Source organism: Salinivibrio sp. PR5 (assembly GCF_001996085.1).
GTDB classification, from domain to species: Bacteria; Pseudomonadota; Gammaproteobacteria; order Enterobacterales; family Vibrionaceae; genus Salinivibrio; species Salinivibrio proteolyticus.
In genome coordinates, this window is sequence record NZ_MUFK01000053.1 from 1 (window position 1) to 16,999 (window position 16,999).

Genomic DNA, 16,999 nt, shown 5'->3' on the forward strand with positions numbered 1-16,999 from the left:
TCTCTGTATGTATGTAAATTCACTGTGATTGTTTATATGCTGTCAGGTTTTATTCAGGCTGCTTTCCTACGGATAGTTAATGGATCTTGTTCCACAAGAACACTTTAATATGGTATTGAATGTAAAACTGGGTTGTTTTGCATCTCGAGCACAAGAAGTGATTTTCCTGTGGATCAGTTTGATAGGTACTCGCTAATGGTTATGGCTTTTCTTCTCAAAGCTATTTTAGATGTGACAGACAGTGCTCAGCCAGGTAGGTGGTGTCTATCAACTTAAAAGCGATGGTAAATGAGGTATTCGATAAAATGTCCAGCACTTCACGTACTTCTTGAGTGAGCTTGATACACATCAATCCCCCACACTGGCAACGCCCTTATCTTAGCCGGACAATCATAAAATGGAATGCAATGTTATGGAGCTCCTTTGTCCGGCGGGCAATATTCCGGCGGTTAAAAAAGCGATCGAACATGGCGCCGATGCGGTGTATGTCGGCTTAAAAGATGACACCAATGCGCGCCATTTTGCGGGGCTGAACTTTACCGACAGCAAATTGCAGCGTGCTAGTCAGTATGTACATGACCACGGCAAAGATTTGCACGTTGCCATTAATACCTTTGCCCATCCTGATGGTTGGCGCCGCTGGCAATATGCGATTGATAGTGCCGCTGGTAATGGTGCCGATGCGCTGATCCTTGCCGATATGGCCTGTTTAGATTACGCCGCCAGCACCTACCCCGATCTGGATATACACCTTTCTGTTCAAGCATCCGCCACTAACGCTGGAGCGATCCGTTTCTATCAGCAGCAATATGGCGTTAAGCGAGTGGTATTGCCGCGGGTGCTGTCTATTCATCAAGTTAAACAACTAGCACGCGATACCGATGTCGATTTAGAGGTATTTGCCTTCGGTAGTCTGTGCATTATGGCTGAAGGGCGCTGCTATTTATCGTCTTATCTTACCGGCCAATCGCCCAATACCGTGGGCGCTTGTTCACCGGCGGCATTCGTGCGCTGGCAAGATACTGAGCAAGGGTTGGAGTCGCGCTTAAACGGGGTCTTGATTGATCGGTACCAAGCCGATGAAAAAGCGGGGTATCCCACTCTCTGCAAAGGTCGTTTTTGTGTTGACGGTAACCGCTATCACGCACTGGAAGAACCCACCAGTTTGAACACCTTAAGTGTCCTGCCTGAGCTTTATCGCGCCGGGATCAAATCGGTCAAAATCGAAGGTCGTCAGCGCAGCCCGGCGTATGTGGAGCAAGTTGCACGGGTATGGCGTCAAGCGATTGATCGCTGTATCGCAAACCCCGAGGCGTTTGATATTGCGCCGGATTGGGCGCACTCGCTCGATAGTCTTTCTGAAGGGGTGCAAACCAGTTTAGGCGCTTACCATCGCAAGTGGCAATAAGGAATTATGATGCAATTTTCTCTCGGGCCGATCCTGTATTACTGGCCCAAGGCTGAGGTTGAAGCCTTTTATCAAGCAGCGACTGACAGCCAAGCCGATGTGATTTATCTCGGTGAAACTGTCTGTGCCAAGCGGCGAGAGCTGAAAACCAAAGACTGGATCGGGCTTGCACGTGAGCTGGTCCAATCTGGTAAACAAGTGGTGCTCTCGACCATGGCGCTGATTGAAGCGCCCTCAGAGTTGAGCATGCTAAAACGCTACTGTGACAATGATGATATTCGCATTGAAGCGAATGACGTGAGCGCGGTGCAGTTTTTAAGTGAGCGTCAGCAGCCCTTTGTGGTTGGGTCCGCCATCAATTGCTATAACCCACAAACACTGAAGCAATTTGTTGACCTTGGCATGACGCGCTGGGTGATGCCGGTGGAACTTTCGCGCGACTGGTTGGTGAATATGTTGAACGGCTGCGATGCACTGGGTATTCGCGACCGGTTTGAGGTGGAGGTGACTGGCTATGGTTACTTACCACTGGCTTATTCAGCACGCTGTTTTACCGCGCGCTCAGAAAACCGCGCCAAAGATGACTGCGAACTGTGCTGTATCAACTATCCCAATGGGCGGTTAACGGAATCACAAGAGGGTCAGGCCGTATTTGTGCTAAACGGCATTCAAACCCAGTCCGGGCAGTGCACCAATCTCATTAACGATTTACCGTCGATGCAAGGGCTGGTGGACGTGGTGCGGTTAAGCCCACTGTCGCTTGACACCTTGCACTGGGTAGACAAATTCCGTGCTAACCAAGCAGGCAATAACCCGCAACCGCTCAACCACGATTGCAACGGCTATTGGCACCACTTGGCAGGCATGACACAAGTTCTAGGCTAAACGCATAACAAAAACAGCCTGCGTAGTCGGGTAGAGAGGTGAGGGTATGTTGTATTTAGAGTTCTTGTTCTTACTGCTAATGCTGTATATCGGCTCCCGATACGGGGGCATTGGGCTGGGCGTGGTCTCAGGGATTGGCTTGGTCATTGAAGTGTTTATTTTCCAGATGCCGCCAACGTCACCGCCAGTGACCGTGATGCTGATAATTCTTGCGGTCGTTACCTGTGCCTCTATTTTGGAAGCGGCAGGTGGCCTTAAGTATATGCTGCAAGTGGCCGAGCGATTATTGCGTAAAAATCCAAAACGCGTCACCTTGATTGCGCCGTTTGTCACCTATGCCATGACCTTTATGCTTGGTACCGGTCACGCGGTGTATTCCATTATGCCGATTATCGGTGATGTCGCGCTGAAAAATGGTATTCGTCCGGAGCGCCCAATGGCGGCGGCGTCGGTTGCCTCTCAAATCGCGATTACAGCCTCGCCGATCTCTGCAGCCGTGGTCTATTACCTTGCCCAGCTTGCCGATATTCAACATGACATTACGTTAGTCTCGATTTTGTTGGTGACTATCCCCGCCACCTTGTTTGGTACCTTGCTGATGTCTCTGTACAGCTTGCGCCGTGGCAAAGAGCTGGATGACGATCCGGATTACCAAGCGCGCTTACAAGACCCCGAATGGCGTGAGCGAATCGAAAATACTACAGCGACCTCGTTAGATGAGGTATTACCCCGTTCCGCGCGCAATGCGGTGTTATTGTTCATCAGTGCCATCGTTACCATTGTGATTATCGCGATGTGGCCAGAGATCCGCACAGTGGCAGGGGAGAGTAAGGCCATCAGCATGTCGGTGGTTATTCAAATGATGATGCTCTGCTTTGGCGGGATTATCTTACTGGCGACCAAAACAGATCCGCGTAATGTGCCGAATGGCGTGGTGTTTAAATCTGGGATGGTGGCGGCCATTGCTATTTTCGGGATTGCTTGGATGTCAGACACTTACTTCCAATACGCGATGCCGCAATTTAAGTCGGGAATTGTGGAGATGGTCACTCAATATCCGTGGTCTTTTGCACTTGCCTTGTTTATCGTGTCAGTGGTTGTTAATTCGCAAGCCGCGACCGCACGGATGATGTTGCCGGTGGGTCTTGGGTTAGGGCTCGATCCTGCGCTGCTTATCGGTATTATGCCGGCCGTGTATGGGTACTTCTTTATTCCCAACTATCCTTCTGATATTGCGACTGTGAACTTCGATGCATCCGGCACCACCAAAATTGGTAAATGGTATTTCAACCATTCATTTATGGCGGTCGGCTTAATTGGCGTGGTGAGCGCTTGTGCGCTCGGTTATGTATTAGGGCAGATTTTTATCGCCTAATACACAAAGGGATTTAAAGGACACAAGGATGCAAGTGAGACGTGCCTCGGTTGAGGACTTGGATGCCATCTTCGCTCTAAATGTACAAATTGGTGACATGCACCATCAACATGCTCCGCATCTGTTTGCAACGCCTGGCCCAAGTGGTCGGGCGTTTTTGCAACAAGCGCTGCAAGAAGCGGACAAGTACTTTTGGGTGGCAGAGCATCAAAACAAAGTGATTGGCTTTTTGTCGGCAAGGCTGGAGTCGTTTGAACACATTCCTCATCTGGTCGACGATCCCATGTGTCATGTGAATACCATTGTGGTTGACCGTGATGCGCGAGGAACCGGTGCAGGTAAAGCGTTAATGGCGGCCTGTACCCAATGGGCGAAAGACAATCATGCCACTGTGATTAAACTAGAAGTGATGACGTTTAATCAGGATGCGCAGGCGTTTTACCATGCGCTGGGGTTTACCCCAGACTCTATCACCATGATGCAAACATTGAATTGCGAGCCGGAGGAGCCAGCACAATGATTGATAAAGACACCGTGATGCGGGTGGCACGCCCCACCGACAATTTGGCCGACATTACCAACATGTATTGCGATGGGCTGGGGTTTGAGCTATTGGCGACGTTTTCGGGCCATAATGATTTTGATGGCGCCATTATTGGTCACCCACATCATAACTATCACCTTGAATTTACCCATCATCGCGGCACCCATGTCGGTCCAGCGCCGTCACAGGAAAACCTGTTGGTCTTTTACTTGCCGGATCACGCTGCATGGCAGACTGCCTGTCAACAAATTGAAGCCGCTGGGTTTAAACCTGTGCCGAGTTACAATAGCTACTGGGATAAAGACGGGCGTACCTTTGAAGATCTGGACGGTTATCGTGTGGTACTACAAAACCGTGAGTGGGCATGGTAGAGCAGGTATGTTAGAGCAAGGCGACGAATTGACTCAGGCGTGAAGGTGAGTGTCAGCAATCACAGTAATTGGCAAAACAGATTAGCGCGGATGTCTAATGCCTATTAACGTTGTATTAGTCGGGACAATCAGACACTTCGCCTGATTGCCTATTAACGCAATGCGCAAGCTGATTCGCTGTGAAGAAAGCTTGTCGAACAATAAGAGCAAGGAGAAAGCAATGTCTCAACAAGGCTCAACGTCGGTCGGTCAATGCCCCGTGATGCATGGTGGCGCAACATCGGAAGCGATGGCACACAAAACTTGGTGGCCAAACGCGCTAAACCTCGACATTCTTCATCAACACGACAGTAAAACCTCCCCCTTTGATGATGATTTTGATTATCACGCCGCGCTTAAAACTCTCGATATCGATGCATTAAAAAAGGATGTGAAAGCGTTACTGACCGAGAGTCAGTCTTGGTGGCCCGCCGATTGGGGGCATTATGGCGGCTTGATGATCCGCATGGCATGGCACTCCGCGGGGAGCTATCGCATTGCCGACGGCCGCGGTGGCGGTGCGACCGGTAACCAGCGTTTTGCGCCTTTAAATTCATGGCCGGATAATGCCAACCTCGATAAGGCCCGCCGCCTGTTGTGGCCTATCAAGAAAAAATATGGGAACAAAATAAGCTGGGCAGATTTGATCTTGCTGGCGGGGACGATGGCGTATGAATCGATGGGCTTAAAACCCTATGGGTTTGCATTTGGCCGCGAGGATATTTGGCACCCTGAGAAAGATACCTACTGGGGCGCAGAGAAAGAATGGCTGGCGCCAAGTGATGCTGAGAATAGCCGCTACTCTGGTGAACGCGATCTGGAAAACCCATTGGCAGCGGTGATGATGGGGCTGATTTATGTCAACCCAGAAGGGGTGGATGGCAATCCCGATCCGCTTAAAACCGCGCAAGATATGCGTGTCACCTTCGAGCGCATGGCGATGAACGATGAAGAAACGGTCGCACTCACCGCAGGTGGCCATACAGTCGGTAAGTGTCACGGCAATGGCGATGCGGAACAGCTCGGCCCCGAGCCGGAAGGCGCAGCGATTGAAGAGCAAGGCTTAGGGTGGAACAACCATCAAGCGCGTGGCATTGGTCGCGATACGGTCACCAGTGGCATTGAAGGGGCGTGGACCACCCATCCCACGCAATGGGATAACGGCTACTTTTATCTGTTGTTTAACTACGAGTGGGAATTGAAGAAAAGCCCAGCAGGTGCGTGGCAGTGGGAGCCCATCGACATCAAAGAAGAAGATAAACCTGTCGATGTGGAAGACCCTTCCATTCGTCGTAATCCCATCATGACGGATGCCGACATGGCACTCAAGATGGACCCAACCTATCGCAGCATTGCGGAGCGTTTTTATCAACATCCCGACCAGTTAGCGGATGCCTTTGCTAAAGCCTGGTTTAAACTCACGCACCGCGACATGGGGCCTAAATCGCGCTACATCGGCCCAGATGTGCCAAGTGAAGACTTGATTTGGCAAGACCCTGTACCGGCAGGACGCACCGATTATCACGTCGCGGCGGTAAAAGCGGATATTGCCAACAGTGGCCTGACACTGGCAGAGAAAGTGACGACCGCATGGGACAGTGCGCGTACTTATCGGCAATCTGATAAACGGGGTGGGGCGAACGGCGCGCGGATCCGCCTAGCGCCGCAAAAAGATTGGCAAGGGAACGAGCCGGAGCGTTTGGCGAAGGTAGTCAACGTGCTGAGCAATATAGCCCAGAAGCACCAGATTAGTTTGGCCGACACCATCGTGCTGGCAGGCAACCAAGGCATCGAAGAAGCAGCAAAGGCGGCTGGCTTCCCTGTCGACGTTCCCTTTGCACCGGGACGTGGTGATGCCACGCTTGAACAAACCGATGTGGCTTCGTTTGAGGTGTTAGAACCGGTTGCAGATGGGTTCCGTAACTGGCTGAAAAAAGACTACACCGTTCAGCCTGAAGAGTTACTGCTCGACCGTGCCCAATTGATGGGACTCACGGCCCCTGAAATGACGGTGCTACTGGGAGGTATGCGCGTACTGGGTACCAATTATGGTGGTGCGCCGGAAGGTGTGCTGACTGACCGAGTGGGGCAGCTAAGTCATGACTTTTTTGTCAATCTGACAGACATGGCGTATCAATGGAAACCCGTCGGCCGCAACCGCTATGAAATCATTGCGCGCGACTCTGGTGCGGTGAAGTGGACGGCAAGTCGCGTCGACTTAGTGTTTGGCTCTAATTCAATTTTGCGCGCTTATGCCGAGTTTTACGCGCAAGATGATAACCAAGCCAAGTTTGTACACGATTTTGTCGCGGCGTGGGTGAAAGTGATGAACGCTGACCGTTTTGATCTCCACCACTAGCCGATGACTTAACTAAGACAAACTGTGATCGCCAAGCCGCCTTTTATTGATAGGCGGCTTTTTATTTGTCTTAAATCAAGCTCGGGTTTGGTTGTTGTCGTGCTACAGGCAGGGGTTTAGTACAGTGAGCTGAGTAAATTCCATCCCATTCTTTTATCTTTATCATCTGGCGGAGTGAATTATGCTAGAACTGCTCATTGGGCTCGTTGTAACAGTGGCTGTGGGCTACTTCATTGTCAAAGGCTATCGTGCTGCAAGTACCTTGCTAACCGCAGGGATTTTATTACTGATTATCACCGGGTTAATCGGACACAGTGTGCTGCCAGCTAAATTAACGTCGACGGGCAACCTGTTTACCGACTCGCTTGAATACGTGAAATACATGCTGCAATACCGAGGTGGCGGCCTCGGGATGCAAATTATGTTGTTGTGTGGCTTTGCGGCCTATATGTCGCACATTGGTGCCAACAATGTGGTGGTGAAACAGTTCTCTAAGCCACTCTCGGTGATCAAGTCACCCTATGTGCTGCTCGTAGCGGCTTATATCGTGGCATGTTTAATGTCGCTGGCAGTCAGCTCTGCAACTGGGTTGGGTGTCCTTCTGATGGCCACCTTGTTCCCGATGATGACCGCGATGGGCATTTCTCGTCCTGCCGCCACCGCAGTGTGTGCCTCTCCCGCTGCCATTATCTTGTCACCTACGTCGGGGGATGTGGTGATTGCGGCGGAAAAATCCGGGTTGCCTCTCCATGTGTTTGCGGTCGAAACCGTATTGCCGGTCTCTATTTGTGCGATCATCGTGATGGCAGCAGCGGCGTACTTTTGGAATAAATATCTGGATAAAAAAGAAAACACGCCGATGGAACGTGTGGATGTCTCTGAGATAGAAACCCACGCACCTGCCTATTACGCAGTGTTGCCGTTTTTACCCATTATCGGAGTGTTCCTATTCAATGGGAAAACCATCGAGGGGCTGTATCTTGATATTTATACCATCGTGGTCTTGTCGATCTTCTTGGGGGCATTGGTGGACTTTGCGACCAAGAAATTTGATGGCAGAAGAACGCTAGAAGATCTCGATGCTTGCTATGAAGGCATGGCGGATGCCTTTAAAGGCGTCGTGATGCTGTTGGTGGCTGCTGGCGTATTTGCCCAAGGCTTGATGTCGATTGGTGCGATAGACAACTTATTGGGCCTAGCGGAAAGCGCCGGCGCCGGTGGCATCGCGCTGATGATGTTGCTAACCCTGCTCACTGTAGCGGCAGCAATTGCGACCGGGTCGGGCAATGCGCCTTTCTATGCGTTTGTCGAGCTTGCCCCCTCGTTAGCTGCGAAGATGGGGCTTAACCCAGCGTTTTTGATTATCCCCATGTTGCAAGCGTCTAATTTAGGTCGCACGGTTTCGCCTGTATCGGGAGTGATCGTAGCGACATCTGGGATGGCAAAACTCAGCCCGTTTGAGGTGGTTAAACGCACCTCGGTGCCAGTTCTCTGCGGATTAATCACCGTGATTATTGGCACGCTTGTATTGGTGCCGATGATGGCGTAACGTCACAAGGCATGGAAAGCCCGCGTGCAAGTGCGCGCGGGCTTTTTTAATCGTATCGCACTATAGGCCAACACGGTTTGGAAGAAAACAACATGAATGCCCCGACCAAAATCACCTTTTTCTCCACCTTAACGCCCATGGTGGCCGCCGGTGTGAAAACTATCACTATTCGCGATGAGTCCGAAAGTCACTATCAACCTGGTTCGCGTGTCGCGGTGCATCAGCTAGAAACCGATGATTATGTGTGTGACATTGTAATCGACAGCGTTGTGCCGTTAGCGTTCGAGGACATTAATGCCCGTCATGCGGAACAAGAAGGAATGTCGCTGACTGAGCTGAAAGCGCTGATTTTGCAAATCTACCCAGAACGTCCTCCGTTGTTTGTGATTGATTTTCATCTGGCTTAACAGCTCGCGCGCTCGCAGCGCATGGATTGGTAGTGCGCCACTAAAAAAGCGCCCGGGAAAAACGGACGCTTGGTGAGTCAGTTGGTTGATGTGTTTAGGCCGCGGAATACCGCTTTGCCATATTATTCGCGGCTAACATGGCGTGATAGACATCGTCTTCGCTGACCGTCATTGGCATATTGCCCATGGTATCACCGTCTGCACATGCGATGCGCGCAACTTGACGCCACTCTTCTTCAATAAAGGTTTTTAGTCCCATTTGTTCGAGCGTGAGTGGCAAACCCGCTGTTTTGATAATTCGGACCACATTATCAATTTCTTCTTTAGGGGCGTTTTCCAGTACCAATTGGGTTAGCAAGCCAAAGACGACTTTTTCACCATGTTGGGCATGGTGCAAATCGGCCACCGCGGTCATTCCATTATTCACCGCGTGCGCGGCGGCAAGACCGCCAGCTTCTGCGCCCACACCACTGAGATAAATTGTTGCTTCGATCATCTGTTCCAGTGCTGGTGTGCTGACTTTACTGGCTAATGCATCCATGGCGGCATCAATGTTTTCGCTGAGTAACTCATAGCAAAGCTGAGCGAGGCCAAGGCCAGTACGTGATGGGCGCTTTTGGACCAAGTTAACGCCGTCAGCACGATAACAGGCGCGTGCTTCAAAATAAGTAGCCAGCGCATCACCTACGCCTGCCGCAAAGAAGCGTGCTGGCGCGTTGGCAATAATGCCCGTATCGGCAATCACTGCATCTGGGTTTTGTGGCAAGAATAAGTAGCGATCAAACTCACCGTCAGGTTTGTAGATCACTGACAAGGCGGTGCAGGGGGCATCGGTTGAAGCAATGGTTGGATATAAAATAACCGGCACTTTTCGCTCGTACGCGACAGCTTTGGCGCAATCTAGGGTTTTCCCTCCACCAATACCGACAATAACATTGGCTTTTTGTTGCTCAGCGATGCCAAGGTTACGATCGATTTCTTGCTGGGTACATTCGTATTGAAATTTCTCGACATGAGCCGCTAAGCCTTCTGCGCGCTCAATGGCTGGAAGCGATGTTTGATTCACCTGATCGAGAAAGAACTCATCGCAAATAATGTACGCGTTAGAACCAAAGTCTTGAATGCTCTCTGGTAGTTGTGCCAGTAGGCCGGTTCCGATGATGAATTTTTTCGGAGACGTTACCGTGCGAGGGGTCGTTGCCATAGTGAACTCCATTCTCGTTGTGATAGTTTCTTCATGTTAAGAGATGTGTTGGTTTAAGCAATGAGCCCTATGTGCTAAATATTTGAACTGACTCGAATATTATTATGCCTGAGCTTATGCGGTGAGGTTTAAACAGGCAGCAATCTTGATGCTGCCTTGTTCTTCACAAATAGGATGGAAGGATTTAGACGATTTTAGGTTGACCATCCGAGGCGGTGGCGCCGCCATCAACGGGGAGGTTAACACCGGAAATAAATGATGCATCGTCACTGACAAGAAATGCGACCGCAGACGCGACTTCTTCAGGCTCTGCCGGACGACCTAGTGCGATACGTTCATTGAACTTTTCCCGCACCGATTCAGGCCAGCCATTGGTCATGTTGGTCTTGACCAAGCTAGGACAGACGGCATTAATGCGCACGCCTTGAAGGCCGTGATCAAGTGCCATGGCACGTGTCAAGTTCACAACCGCGCCTTTGGCTGCACAGTAAAAAGCCGCGCCCCAATCACCGCCAAGGCCTGATACTGACGCCGTGTTTACCATCGAGCCTTTAGTTTTAATTAACTCAGGCATGGCATATTTTGCACAGAAGACCACACCATCAATATCGACACCTGAAATTTTTTCCCAATCAGCCAATGTGCCGTCAATTACAGAGCCGGGTGTGTGGACCCCAGCGTTATTGATCAGCATATCTAGCTGTCCAAAGTGAGACACAACTTCTTGAATCATCGCTTCTACCGCTTTTGGGTCTGATACGTCGACAGAGAGCTTCAAGACGCGATCACTATCGTATTTTGCGGCTGTGTCATTTAATGCTGCTTGGTTCCAGTCTGCAATGGCCACTTTAGCGCCCTCTTGATAAAGGCGATCGGCAATGGCTGCGCCAATGCCGTTTGCAGCACCGGTTATCAATGCCACTTTTTGATTAATACCTTTCATAGTTATCTCCATTATTTAGCTTATCTATTAGGCGAATACCGGATCCATACTGCCGGCCTCACGAGGGGCCATTAGCTTGTAGTTGTCACTATAATCGACGGGAATCGCGATCACTGCGGGTCCCTCGGTGTCCATGGCTTGCTTCAATTTGCTGGCAAGTTCTTCTTGGCGTGTGACCGCAAAACCTTTGGCACCAAACGCCTCGGCGTAGGCTTTAAAGTCAATCGGGCCGAATTTCACACCGGAAAAGCGCTGATATTTTTTGACCTCTTGCATCTCTACCATGTTGTAGGCGTTGTCCACCCAAATAATGTGTAGCAAGTTGCATTTGAGGCGCACAGCAGTCTCAAGCTCCATGCTCGATTGCATAAACCCACCGTCACCGGAAACGGACACCACTTTGCGATCGGGATTGAGCAAGCTAGCACCAATTCCCCAAGGAAGGGCGACGCCCATGGTTTGTTGACCGTTCGAGACCAACAATTGACGGGAACGGAAGCAGTTGAGGTAACGGGCAATCCAAATGTGGAAACTGCCCATGTCCAAGCACAAGGTTGTGTCTGGGGTGATCACATCCTGCATCACTTTGATTAGGTGTAACGGATGCAAAGCAAACTCTTGGTGTGACTGGCTATAAGCCCGAATCGCTTGACGTTGGTGAGCGACTTCTTCGAGCACATCGACGGTGGTAGGCGGCATCAGCCAGTGGTGATCGAGCTGCTCGGTGAGTGCTTTCAGGGTAGGCTCAATTTGACCCACGAGCTCAACGCTGGGGCGATAGTAGTGCTCGATTTCCGCAGACTCGACATCAATATGCACGATGTCTGTGTGTTGGGTATTCCAAAGCTCAGGATCGTATTCAATCGGGCTAAAACCAATAGTAATGATAAGGTCTGCATCTGCGAGCAATAGATCACCGGGCTGGTTGTTGAACAACCCCACGCGACCCGCAAAGCGCTGGTAGTAGCTAATATCAACGGTACCTGCCGCCTGATAGGTGCCGAGAACGGGTAATTGGGTACGATTAAGCAGAGTACGAATAGCGGCGGCATTCTCGGGGCGACTGGCTTGTAAGCCTAGGAGGAAAACCGGATTTTTCGCCGCTTTGATTTTACTGGCTGCCTCGTTGATGGCTCGCGTATCTGCCATGCCGAGCTGGGCGGGGAAGGTTGGCGCGAGAATATCGCTTTCCACGGGTTCGTTGAGAATGTCCATGGGCAGACTGACAAAGGCAGCGCCGGGGCGGCCGCTTTCTGCTGAGCGGAAGGCATTGGCAAGGATCTCAGACGCAGCAGTGCTGGCTTGAACCTCGGCGCTGTATTTGGTGACGGAGCGGAATACGCTCACGGTATCAAGGCTTTGATGAGTTTGTTTTTGTTGATCGGCCCGTTTCACGGCGCCCCCCAATGCGACTAAGGGATCGCCTTCTGAGGTTGCGGTTGCCAGACCGGTGACCAAGTTGGCACAGCCTGGGCCAGAGGTCACCATAGTCACACCCGCCTTACCGGTTAGACGGCCGACGACGCCTGCCATAAAGGCACCATTCGCCTCGTGACGAACGGGAATCATCTTAATGTTGGTGTCTTCAACCGCGTCAAAGAGACGGTCGATTTTGGCACCAGGAATACCAAAAATGTATTCCACACCTTGCTGCTCTAGGTGATTTGCGATCAGTTGTGCGCCATTGTCCCACTGTGTTTTTTTAGTCATGCTGGGCTCCTCGTGAGGTTGCCTCCCAATGGGAGGTGATATTATTTTTCTGCTTGTTCGATAGCGGCGTGTATGTTGTCCGGCGTTAAGTTCGCGCCGAGGAAGCTGGCATTGGTCGGAAGATCAATGACCAGTTTAGAGACCCGTCCAATTTGCAAGGTGCCACACGCCAGTTCGTAGTCTTGGACATGGCCACCGCCTTGGCGTGTGTCAGTGATAAAGTGCTCGTGATAGCCAGCGACATTGATCCCTTGGGTATATTGTGGGCTGCGAAATCCTGCAATCACGCCATTAACATGGTCAAAGCGAAACTCTGGTTGTGCAGCGATGGCCTCAAGCATAGGTTTGTACGGCGGAGTTTGTTTGGGCACAGTGCGAGTGCGCACATGCTCAAAGGCACCATCGATACGAACCGCACAAAAAATGTTATCGCTTGGCACCAAGCTATCGATGACATCATGCAGCTCTTGGCGCGACATGGGGTGATCAAAAGACTGGCTGATCTCTGGCTTGAAGAAGGTCATGACCGCAAAGGGGGTCTTTTGGTCCGGGTCGGCATGGCGTGCCGAGCCATCACCGCGCAGCTGAAATATGGTTTTATCAAAGGCGATGAGCTCACCGTCGAGTTGGTTGAATGTGCCGAGACCGAAGTCGCCATGTTTGAGGAGATCGGCCATGGTGGTGTCACCCTCATAGACGCCATCAATCAAGGCACTCATCAGGGAGGTTTGATAGATTTCGCCCTCTCCAGTGTGTTGGTGATGCTCAACGTAGGCGGCCGCAATGTGCTCGGCACAGTGGCAGGTTTGGGTGCTCATAAAGCGTCCTCGTTAACCGTGTTTAACAACCGTTCTGATAACCAAACGGTTTGTTGTATGAAACCTATAGATATGATGCGAGCTGACGTGGATAGCATCCAATATAAAAAAAGTTGGCTTTGATATCGAAAAGATATGGCACATAAAAAACGTGGTAAGATACTGAATATCAGAGATTTCTCGGAGGCAGGGTCATGGAGATAAGGTATTTACGGTATTTTGTAACGGTGGCAGAGTGCCGACACTTCACCCGCGCAGCCGAAAAGTTGGGCATTGCGCAACCACCACTGAGTCAACAAATTAAAAAGCTAGAGCAAGAGGTGGGTGTGCCTTTGTTTGAGCGTTTGTCGCGTGGGGTGGCGCTAACGCCGGCTGGTCAGGTGCTCTATGATGATGCGGTGAAAATCTTGGCGCAGTTGGATCATGCGGTGCAGCGGGTCAAACAAGTGGCGCGAGGAGAGCGGAATCAGCTTCGGCTTGGATTTGCCAGCTCCACGGTGGTGAGCCAAGCCGTGTTAGAACTGGTTCGGCGATTACAGCAGGCCCATCCAGAGATTGATTTTCAGCCGATAGAATTACCCATGCCTGCGTTGGTGGAAACCTTGCGTCAGCAGGATGTCGATCTCGCCTTTCTACGCTTACCATGTTATGCCAGTGAACACGTGGCGCACACGCCGCTGTTTCCTGATCCGTTTAAGTTAGTGGTACCTGCTAATCATACCTTTGCTAAGCAGCAAAGCGTGACGCTGTCACAATTAGGCGATGACCCGATTATTCTGTTTCCGCGTGATATTGGGCCAGGATTACATGATGCCTTAGTGGATGCCCTAAAAGGGGCAGGATTGGCGCCATCGAATGCATCGCTAGCGCCACAATTGCATTCGGCAACGGCGATGGTTTCTGCGGGGTTTGGGATTGCCCTAGTGCCTGAATCATTGACTACGCAACTGAGCGACCATGTCGCAGTGGTCGCGGTTGAAGACATGCCCTTAGTGAGTCACGTCGTATTGGCGTGGCAGCGGACTAATACCGCTCATGTTGTGCGTCGATGTATTCATACCGCACGAGAGCAAGTCACTCAGATGGAAAGTTGAGCCGTTAAGACCGTTGAGCGGCATGCTGTAAAAACTCTAACTGCATCCGCTCTTGCTCAGTCATTTGATAGGGCTCGTCAGATAGTTGCCCAGTATCAAAAATGCCGAGGAAATAATGGTCTTCTGGGCTGATGCCAAATTGTGCCCGCTCACCGGGATAGCCGGACATACGTTCAATAACGACGTCTTTCAGTTGCCACTCATCACCATAGCCACTCATTGAAGCCCGAAATGCGCGCAGCTCCAGAGATTGTTCTCCCTCACTGAGGCGTGTCTTGGTGGTTAACACCGCAACGGGTTGATCGTCAGCAGTAAATAAATTGGCACGCACTCGATAAATACCGCCTTTATCGATATCTAAAACGAGTGGAATAACCATATCTGGCCCGCGGCCGAAAACTGGTTTAACGCCTTTCACTTCCGCAATGGGTTGGTAGAGGCGGAAGTCGGCGGTGAGCACATCGTCGCCACCATCAAAACTGAGTGTCGCCTTGAGGCGAAGCTCAATGGGCCAATCGCCCTCTGGCTCAATATTCCACTGGGTATCCGTAACATCGAGGCGGGTCAATTCCTGATTGGACTGGACATCAATGACCGATAAGGTCGCGTGATTAAGAGAGGCTGGGGTGACCAATGAGGCCTGGATGTTCTCTGGATAAAAGTAGCGGTATTGGTTGAGCTTTAATGCCGCTTTCACTGAGCCGTCTAGGATCGGCATCGGCGTGGAAACATATCGATTCCAGTGTAGGTACGGGCTTTGTTTGGATGGAATGGGGATCGAATAAGAGGGGTGCTGGATTTGCTCCGCATAGTCGGCCGCGATGTAGCTGAGTGTTGGTGTCATCGAGGTTTCCACAATATCGGGTTCTTCGGGACGATATTGCCCATTTCGAGCGGTAGACTCTGGAATTGGTGGCTCGTATTTGGCAGTGTCGGGCGACGGCAGTTGATGGTTCTGCTCAGCAGTTGGTGTGGCAGGCGGAGCGTCGGGAACATCAAGCCATAGATAGGCAGTAACTCCAATGGATACCACCAAGGTTACTGCGAGTAGCAGTCTAGTCATAGCAATCTCTAATTAATTATTCACGAATAAACTAACACAGCCCATAAAAATGAATAAATCTGACCAGCTGCTCTTTTTAAACAAAAGAGCAGCTTTGTTGGTCAGGTCACAGCTCGACCGAGATTATTGCGGAAGGGCGTGAACCAGTTCGGACAAGGTGTCACGGTCGGAATCACGGACAAAGCGATATTTCTTACCAAACCAGCCATCTTTATCCACGGTTTCGACGGTAATCCGCGAATTATCGCCGAGCACAAGCTCTGGATCTGTCGCTGTCACCTTCCCTTTGTGCCAAGGGTTAAAAATGGTGAGGTGACTATACTTATCGCCCATCAACAGCGGATAGTGCAACGGCATAAAGCGTTTAACGCCTTTATGGACGTAATCCAGTTTACCGTCAAACTCTATCTTGGTGGAGCAACTATCAAACTCATCGGCATCCGCGGCGCCACAGGCTGAGTGGGCGGCGACCACGCCATCATCACTACCCGGAATAAAGGGAGACGTGGCGCCTAAGAAGTCAGAGCCATTCCCCACAAAGCGGATACGCGGCACTCGGTTATCTGGCCACATCGCCAATTGGCGTGCATTGGCTACTTTTAAGTCGTTCAGTACGCCGATATTGTCTTTGGTTGGCATTTGTCCCATCCAAAGTGACACGGCTTTTTTCATCGCATGGTTTAGCCAGCCACCACCTTCGGCAAGGTTTACTGCTATGTTAGCTAACTCAACACCGCCTCCTGCGCCAGCAAAATCAAAGGTGCCGACAATATTGAGGGGCTCTAGCCCTGCGTTGCTCAGCCAGTTTTCTTGGTTATCGAGCAGATAGCGTGCTACTAGGTCGCCGGTAGAGTGGGTGACTAAAATACAGCCGGACAGACAGGTTTCTTGCTCGGAAAAGTTTTTCAACGCAGGCCAAAGATAATCGGAGGCTATTTTCCCTTCAATGCGCTCATGGGCAGGCCAGTCAATCCGAGCATCAGCATGCTGTAGCCAGAAGTTTTGCCAATAATCGCCGCCATCTCGTATGACCTCATCATGAGCAGGACGCGTTTTTAGTTGTGCGGGTTGAAAACCATGCACTAACACAATCTTGTATTGCCCGATGGCAGCAAAGCCTGTTGAAGACATCATAAGAAGGACGACTGCCATTGTTATCTTATAAATATATTTCATTGTTGTTGCCAACCTGTTTTGAGTAAACACTCAGTATTATATAGCTCACTATGC

The 16,999-nt window shown here is 50.8% G+C and carries 15 protein-coding genes; 9 read left to right on the forward strand and 6 right to left on the reverse strand.

Annotated elements, in window-relative coordinates; all coding sequences use genetic code 11:
- The first annotated feature begins 412 nt into the window (after positions 1–412).
- From ubiU to yqfB, 8 genes are all read left to right on the forward strand, one after another.
- The gene (ubiU, locus tag BZG82_RS14480) at positions 413–1,408 is read left to right on the forward strand and encodes a ubiquinone anaerobic biosynthesis protein UbiU (RefSeq protein WP_046073407.1); all 996 of its coding nucleotides are present in this window, start codon (positions 413–415) and stop codon (positions 1,406–1,408) included.
- A 9-nt stretch (positions 1,409–1,417) separates the two neighbouring features.
- On the forward strand, positions 1,418–2,293 hold the full coding sequence (locus BZG82_RS14485; RefSeq protein WP_077766162.1) for a U32 family peptidase: 876 nt from the start codon (positions 1,418–1,420) through the stop codon (positions 2,291–2,293).
- 46 nt (positions 2,294–2,339) lie between these two features.
- Positions 2,340–3,668, forward strand: a complete 1,329-nt coding sequence (locus BZG82_RS14490; protein ID WP_077638969.1) for an anaerobic C4-dicarboxylate transporter — start codon at positions 2,340–2,342, stop codon at positions 3,666–3,668.
- Between the two features lie 28 nt (positions 3,669–3,696).
- Positions 3,697–4,188 (forward strand): GNAT family N-acetyltransferase, encoded by a 492-nt coding sequence (locus BZG82_RS14495; protein ID WP_077675953.1) that lies wholly within the window; start codon positions 3,697–3,699, stop codon positions 4,186–4,188.
- Positions 4,185–4,583 carry a VOC family protein gene (locus BZG82_RS14500; protein WP_074212881.1) on the forward strand — a complete coding sequence of 133 codons (399 nt, stop codon included), beginning with the start codon at positions 4,185–4,187 and terminating at the stop codon, positions 4,581–4,583. Before BZG82_RS14495 ends, BZG82_RS14500 begins: the two co-directional genes overlap by 4 nt.
- 220 nt (positions 4,584–4,803) lie before the next feature.
- The gene (katG, locus tag BZG82_RS14505) at positions 4,804–6,981 is read left to right on the forward strand and encodes a catalase/peroxidase HPI (RefSeq protein WP_077766163.1); all 2,178 of its coding nucleotides are present in this window, start codon (positions 4,804–4,806) and stop codon (positions 6,979–6,981) included.
- A gap of 181 nt (positions 6,982–7,162) precedes the next feature.
- Positions 7,163–8,530 (forward strand): anaerobic C4-dicarboxylate transporter DcuC, encoded by a 1,368-nt coding sequence (dcuC, locus tag BZG82_RS14510; RefSeq protein ID WP_077766164.1) that lies wholly within the window; start codon positions 7,163–7,165, stop codon positions 8,528–8,530.
- A gap of 92 nt (positions 8,531–8,622) precedes the next feature.
- Positions 8,623–8,937: a N(4)-acetylcytidine aminohydrolase gene (gene yqfB / locus BZG82_RS14515; RefSeq protein WP_077766165.1), complete on the forward strand. Its 315-nt coding sequence runs from the start codon at positions 8,623–8,625 to the stop codon at positions 8,935–8,937.
- A gap of 94 nt (positions 8,938–9,031) precedes the next feature.
- On the opposite strand, the gene BZG82_RS14520 is transcribed toward yqfB, so the two are convergent.
- The 4 genes from BZG82_RS14520 to budA all read right to left on the reverse strand — a co-directional run bounded on the left by BZG82_RS14520 (position 9,032) and on the right by budA (position 13,612).
- Positions 9,032–10,141 (reverse strand): glycerol dehydrogenase, encoded by a 1,110-nt coding sequence (locus BZG82_RS14520; RefSeq protein WP_069590201.1) that lies wholly within the window; start codon positions 10,139–10,141, stop codon positions 9,032–9,034.
- Between the two features lie 184 nt (positions 10,142–10,325).
- Entirely contained in the window at positions 10,326–11,084 is a 759-nt protein-coding gene (locus BZG82_RS14525; RefSeq protein ID WP_077457498.1) for an SDR family NAD(P)-dependent oxidoreductase, read from the reverse strand.
- A gap of 27 nt (positions 11,085–11,111) precedes the next feature.
- Entirely contained in the window at positions 11,112–12,794 is a 1,683-nt protein-coding gene (gene alsS / locus BZG82_RS14530) for an acetolactate synthase AlsS (protein ID WP_077662945.1), read from the reverse strand.
- Between the two features lie 41 nt (positions 12,795–12,835).
- Positions 12,836–13,612, reverse strand: a complete 777-nt coding sequence (budA, locus tag BZG82_RS14535; protein ID WP_077480760.1) for an acetolactate decarboxylase — start codon at positions 13,610–13,612, stop codon at positions 12,836–12,838.
- Positions 13,613–13,806: 194 nt separating this feature from the next.
- Here budA and BZG82_RS14540 point away from each other — a divergent pair, with 194 nt between their 5' ends.
- Positions 13,807–14,706 (forward strand): LysR family transcriptional regulator, encoded by a 900-nt coding sequence (locus BZG82_RS14540; protein ID WP_077766166.1) that lies wholly within the window; start codon positions 13,807–13,809, stop codon positions 14,704–14,706.
- Positions 14,707–14,710: 4 nt separating this feature from the next.
- Here BZG82_RS14540 and BZG82_RS14545 read toward each other — a convergent pair whose 3' ends face one another.
- The gene (locus tag BZG82_RS14545) at positions 14,711–15,769 is read right to left on the reverse strand and encodes a hypothetical protein (protein ID WP_077766167.1); all 1,059 of its coding nucleotides are present in this window, start codon (positions 15,767–15,769) and stop codon (positions 14,711–14,713) included.
- 123 nt (positions 15,770–15,892) lie between these two features.
- The gene (locus tag BZG82_RS14550; RefSeq protein ID WP_241837384.1) at positions 15,893–16,903 is read right to left on the reverse strand and encodes a hypothetical protein; all 1,011 of its coding nucleotides are present in this window, start codon (positions 16,901–16,903) and stop codon (positions 15,893–15,895) included.
- Positions 16,904–16,999 lie beyond the last annotated feature (96 nt).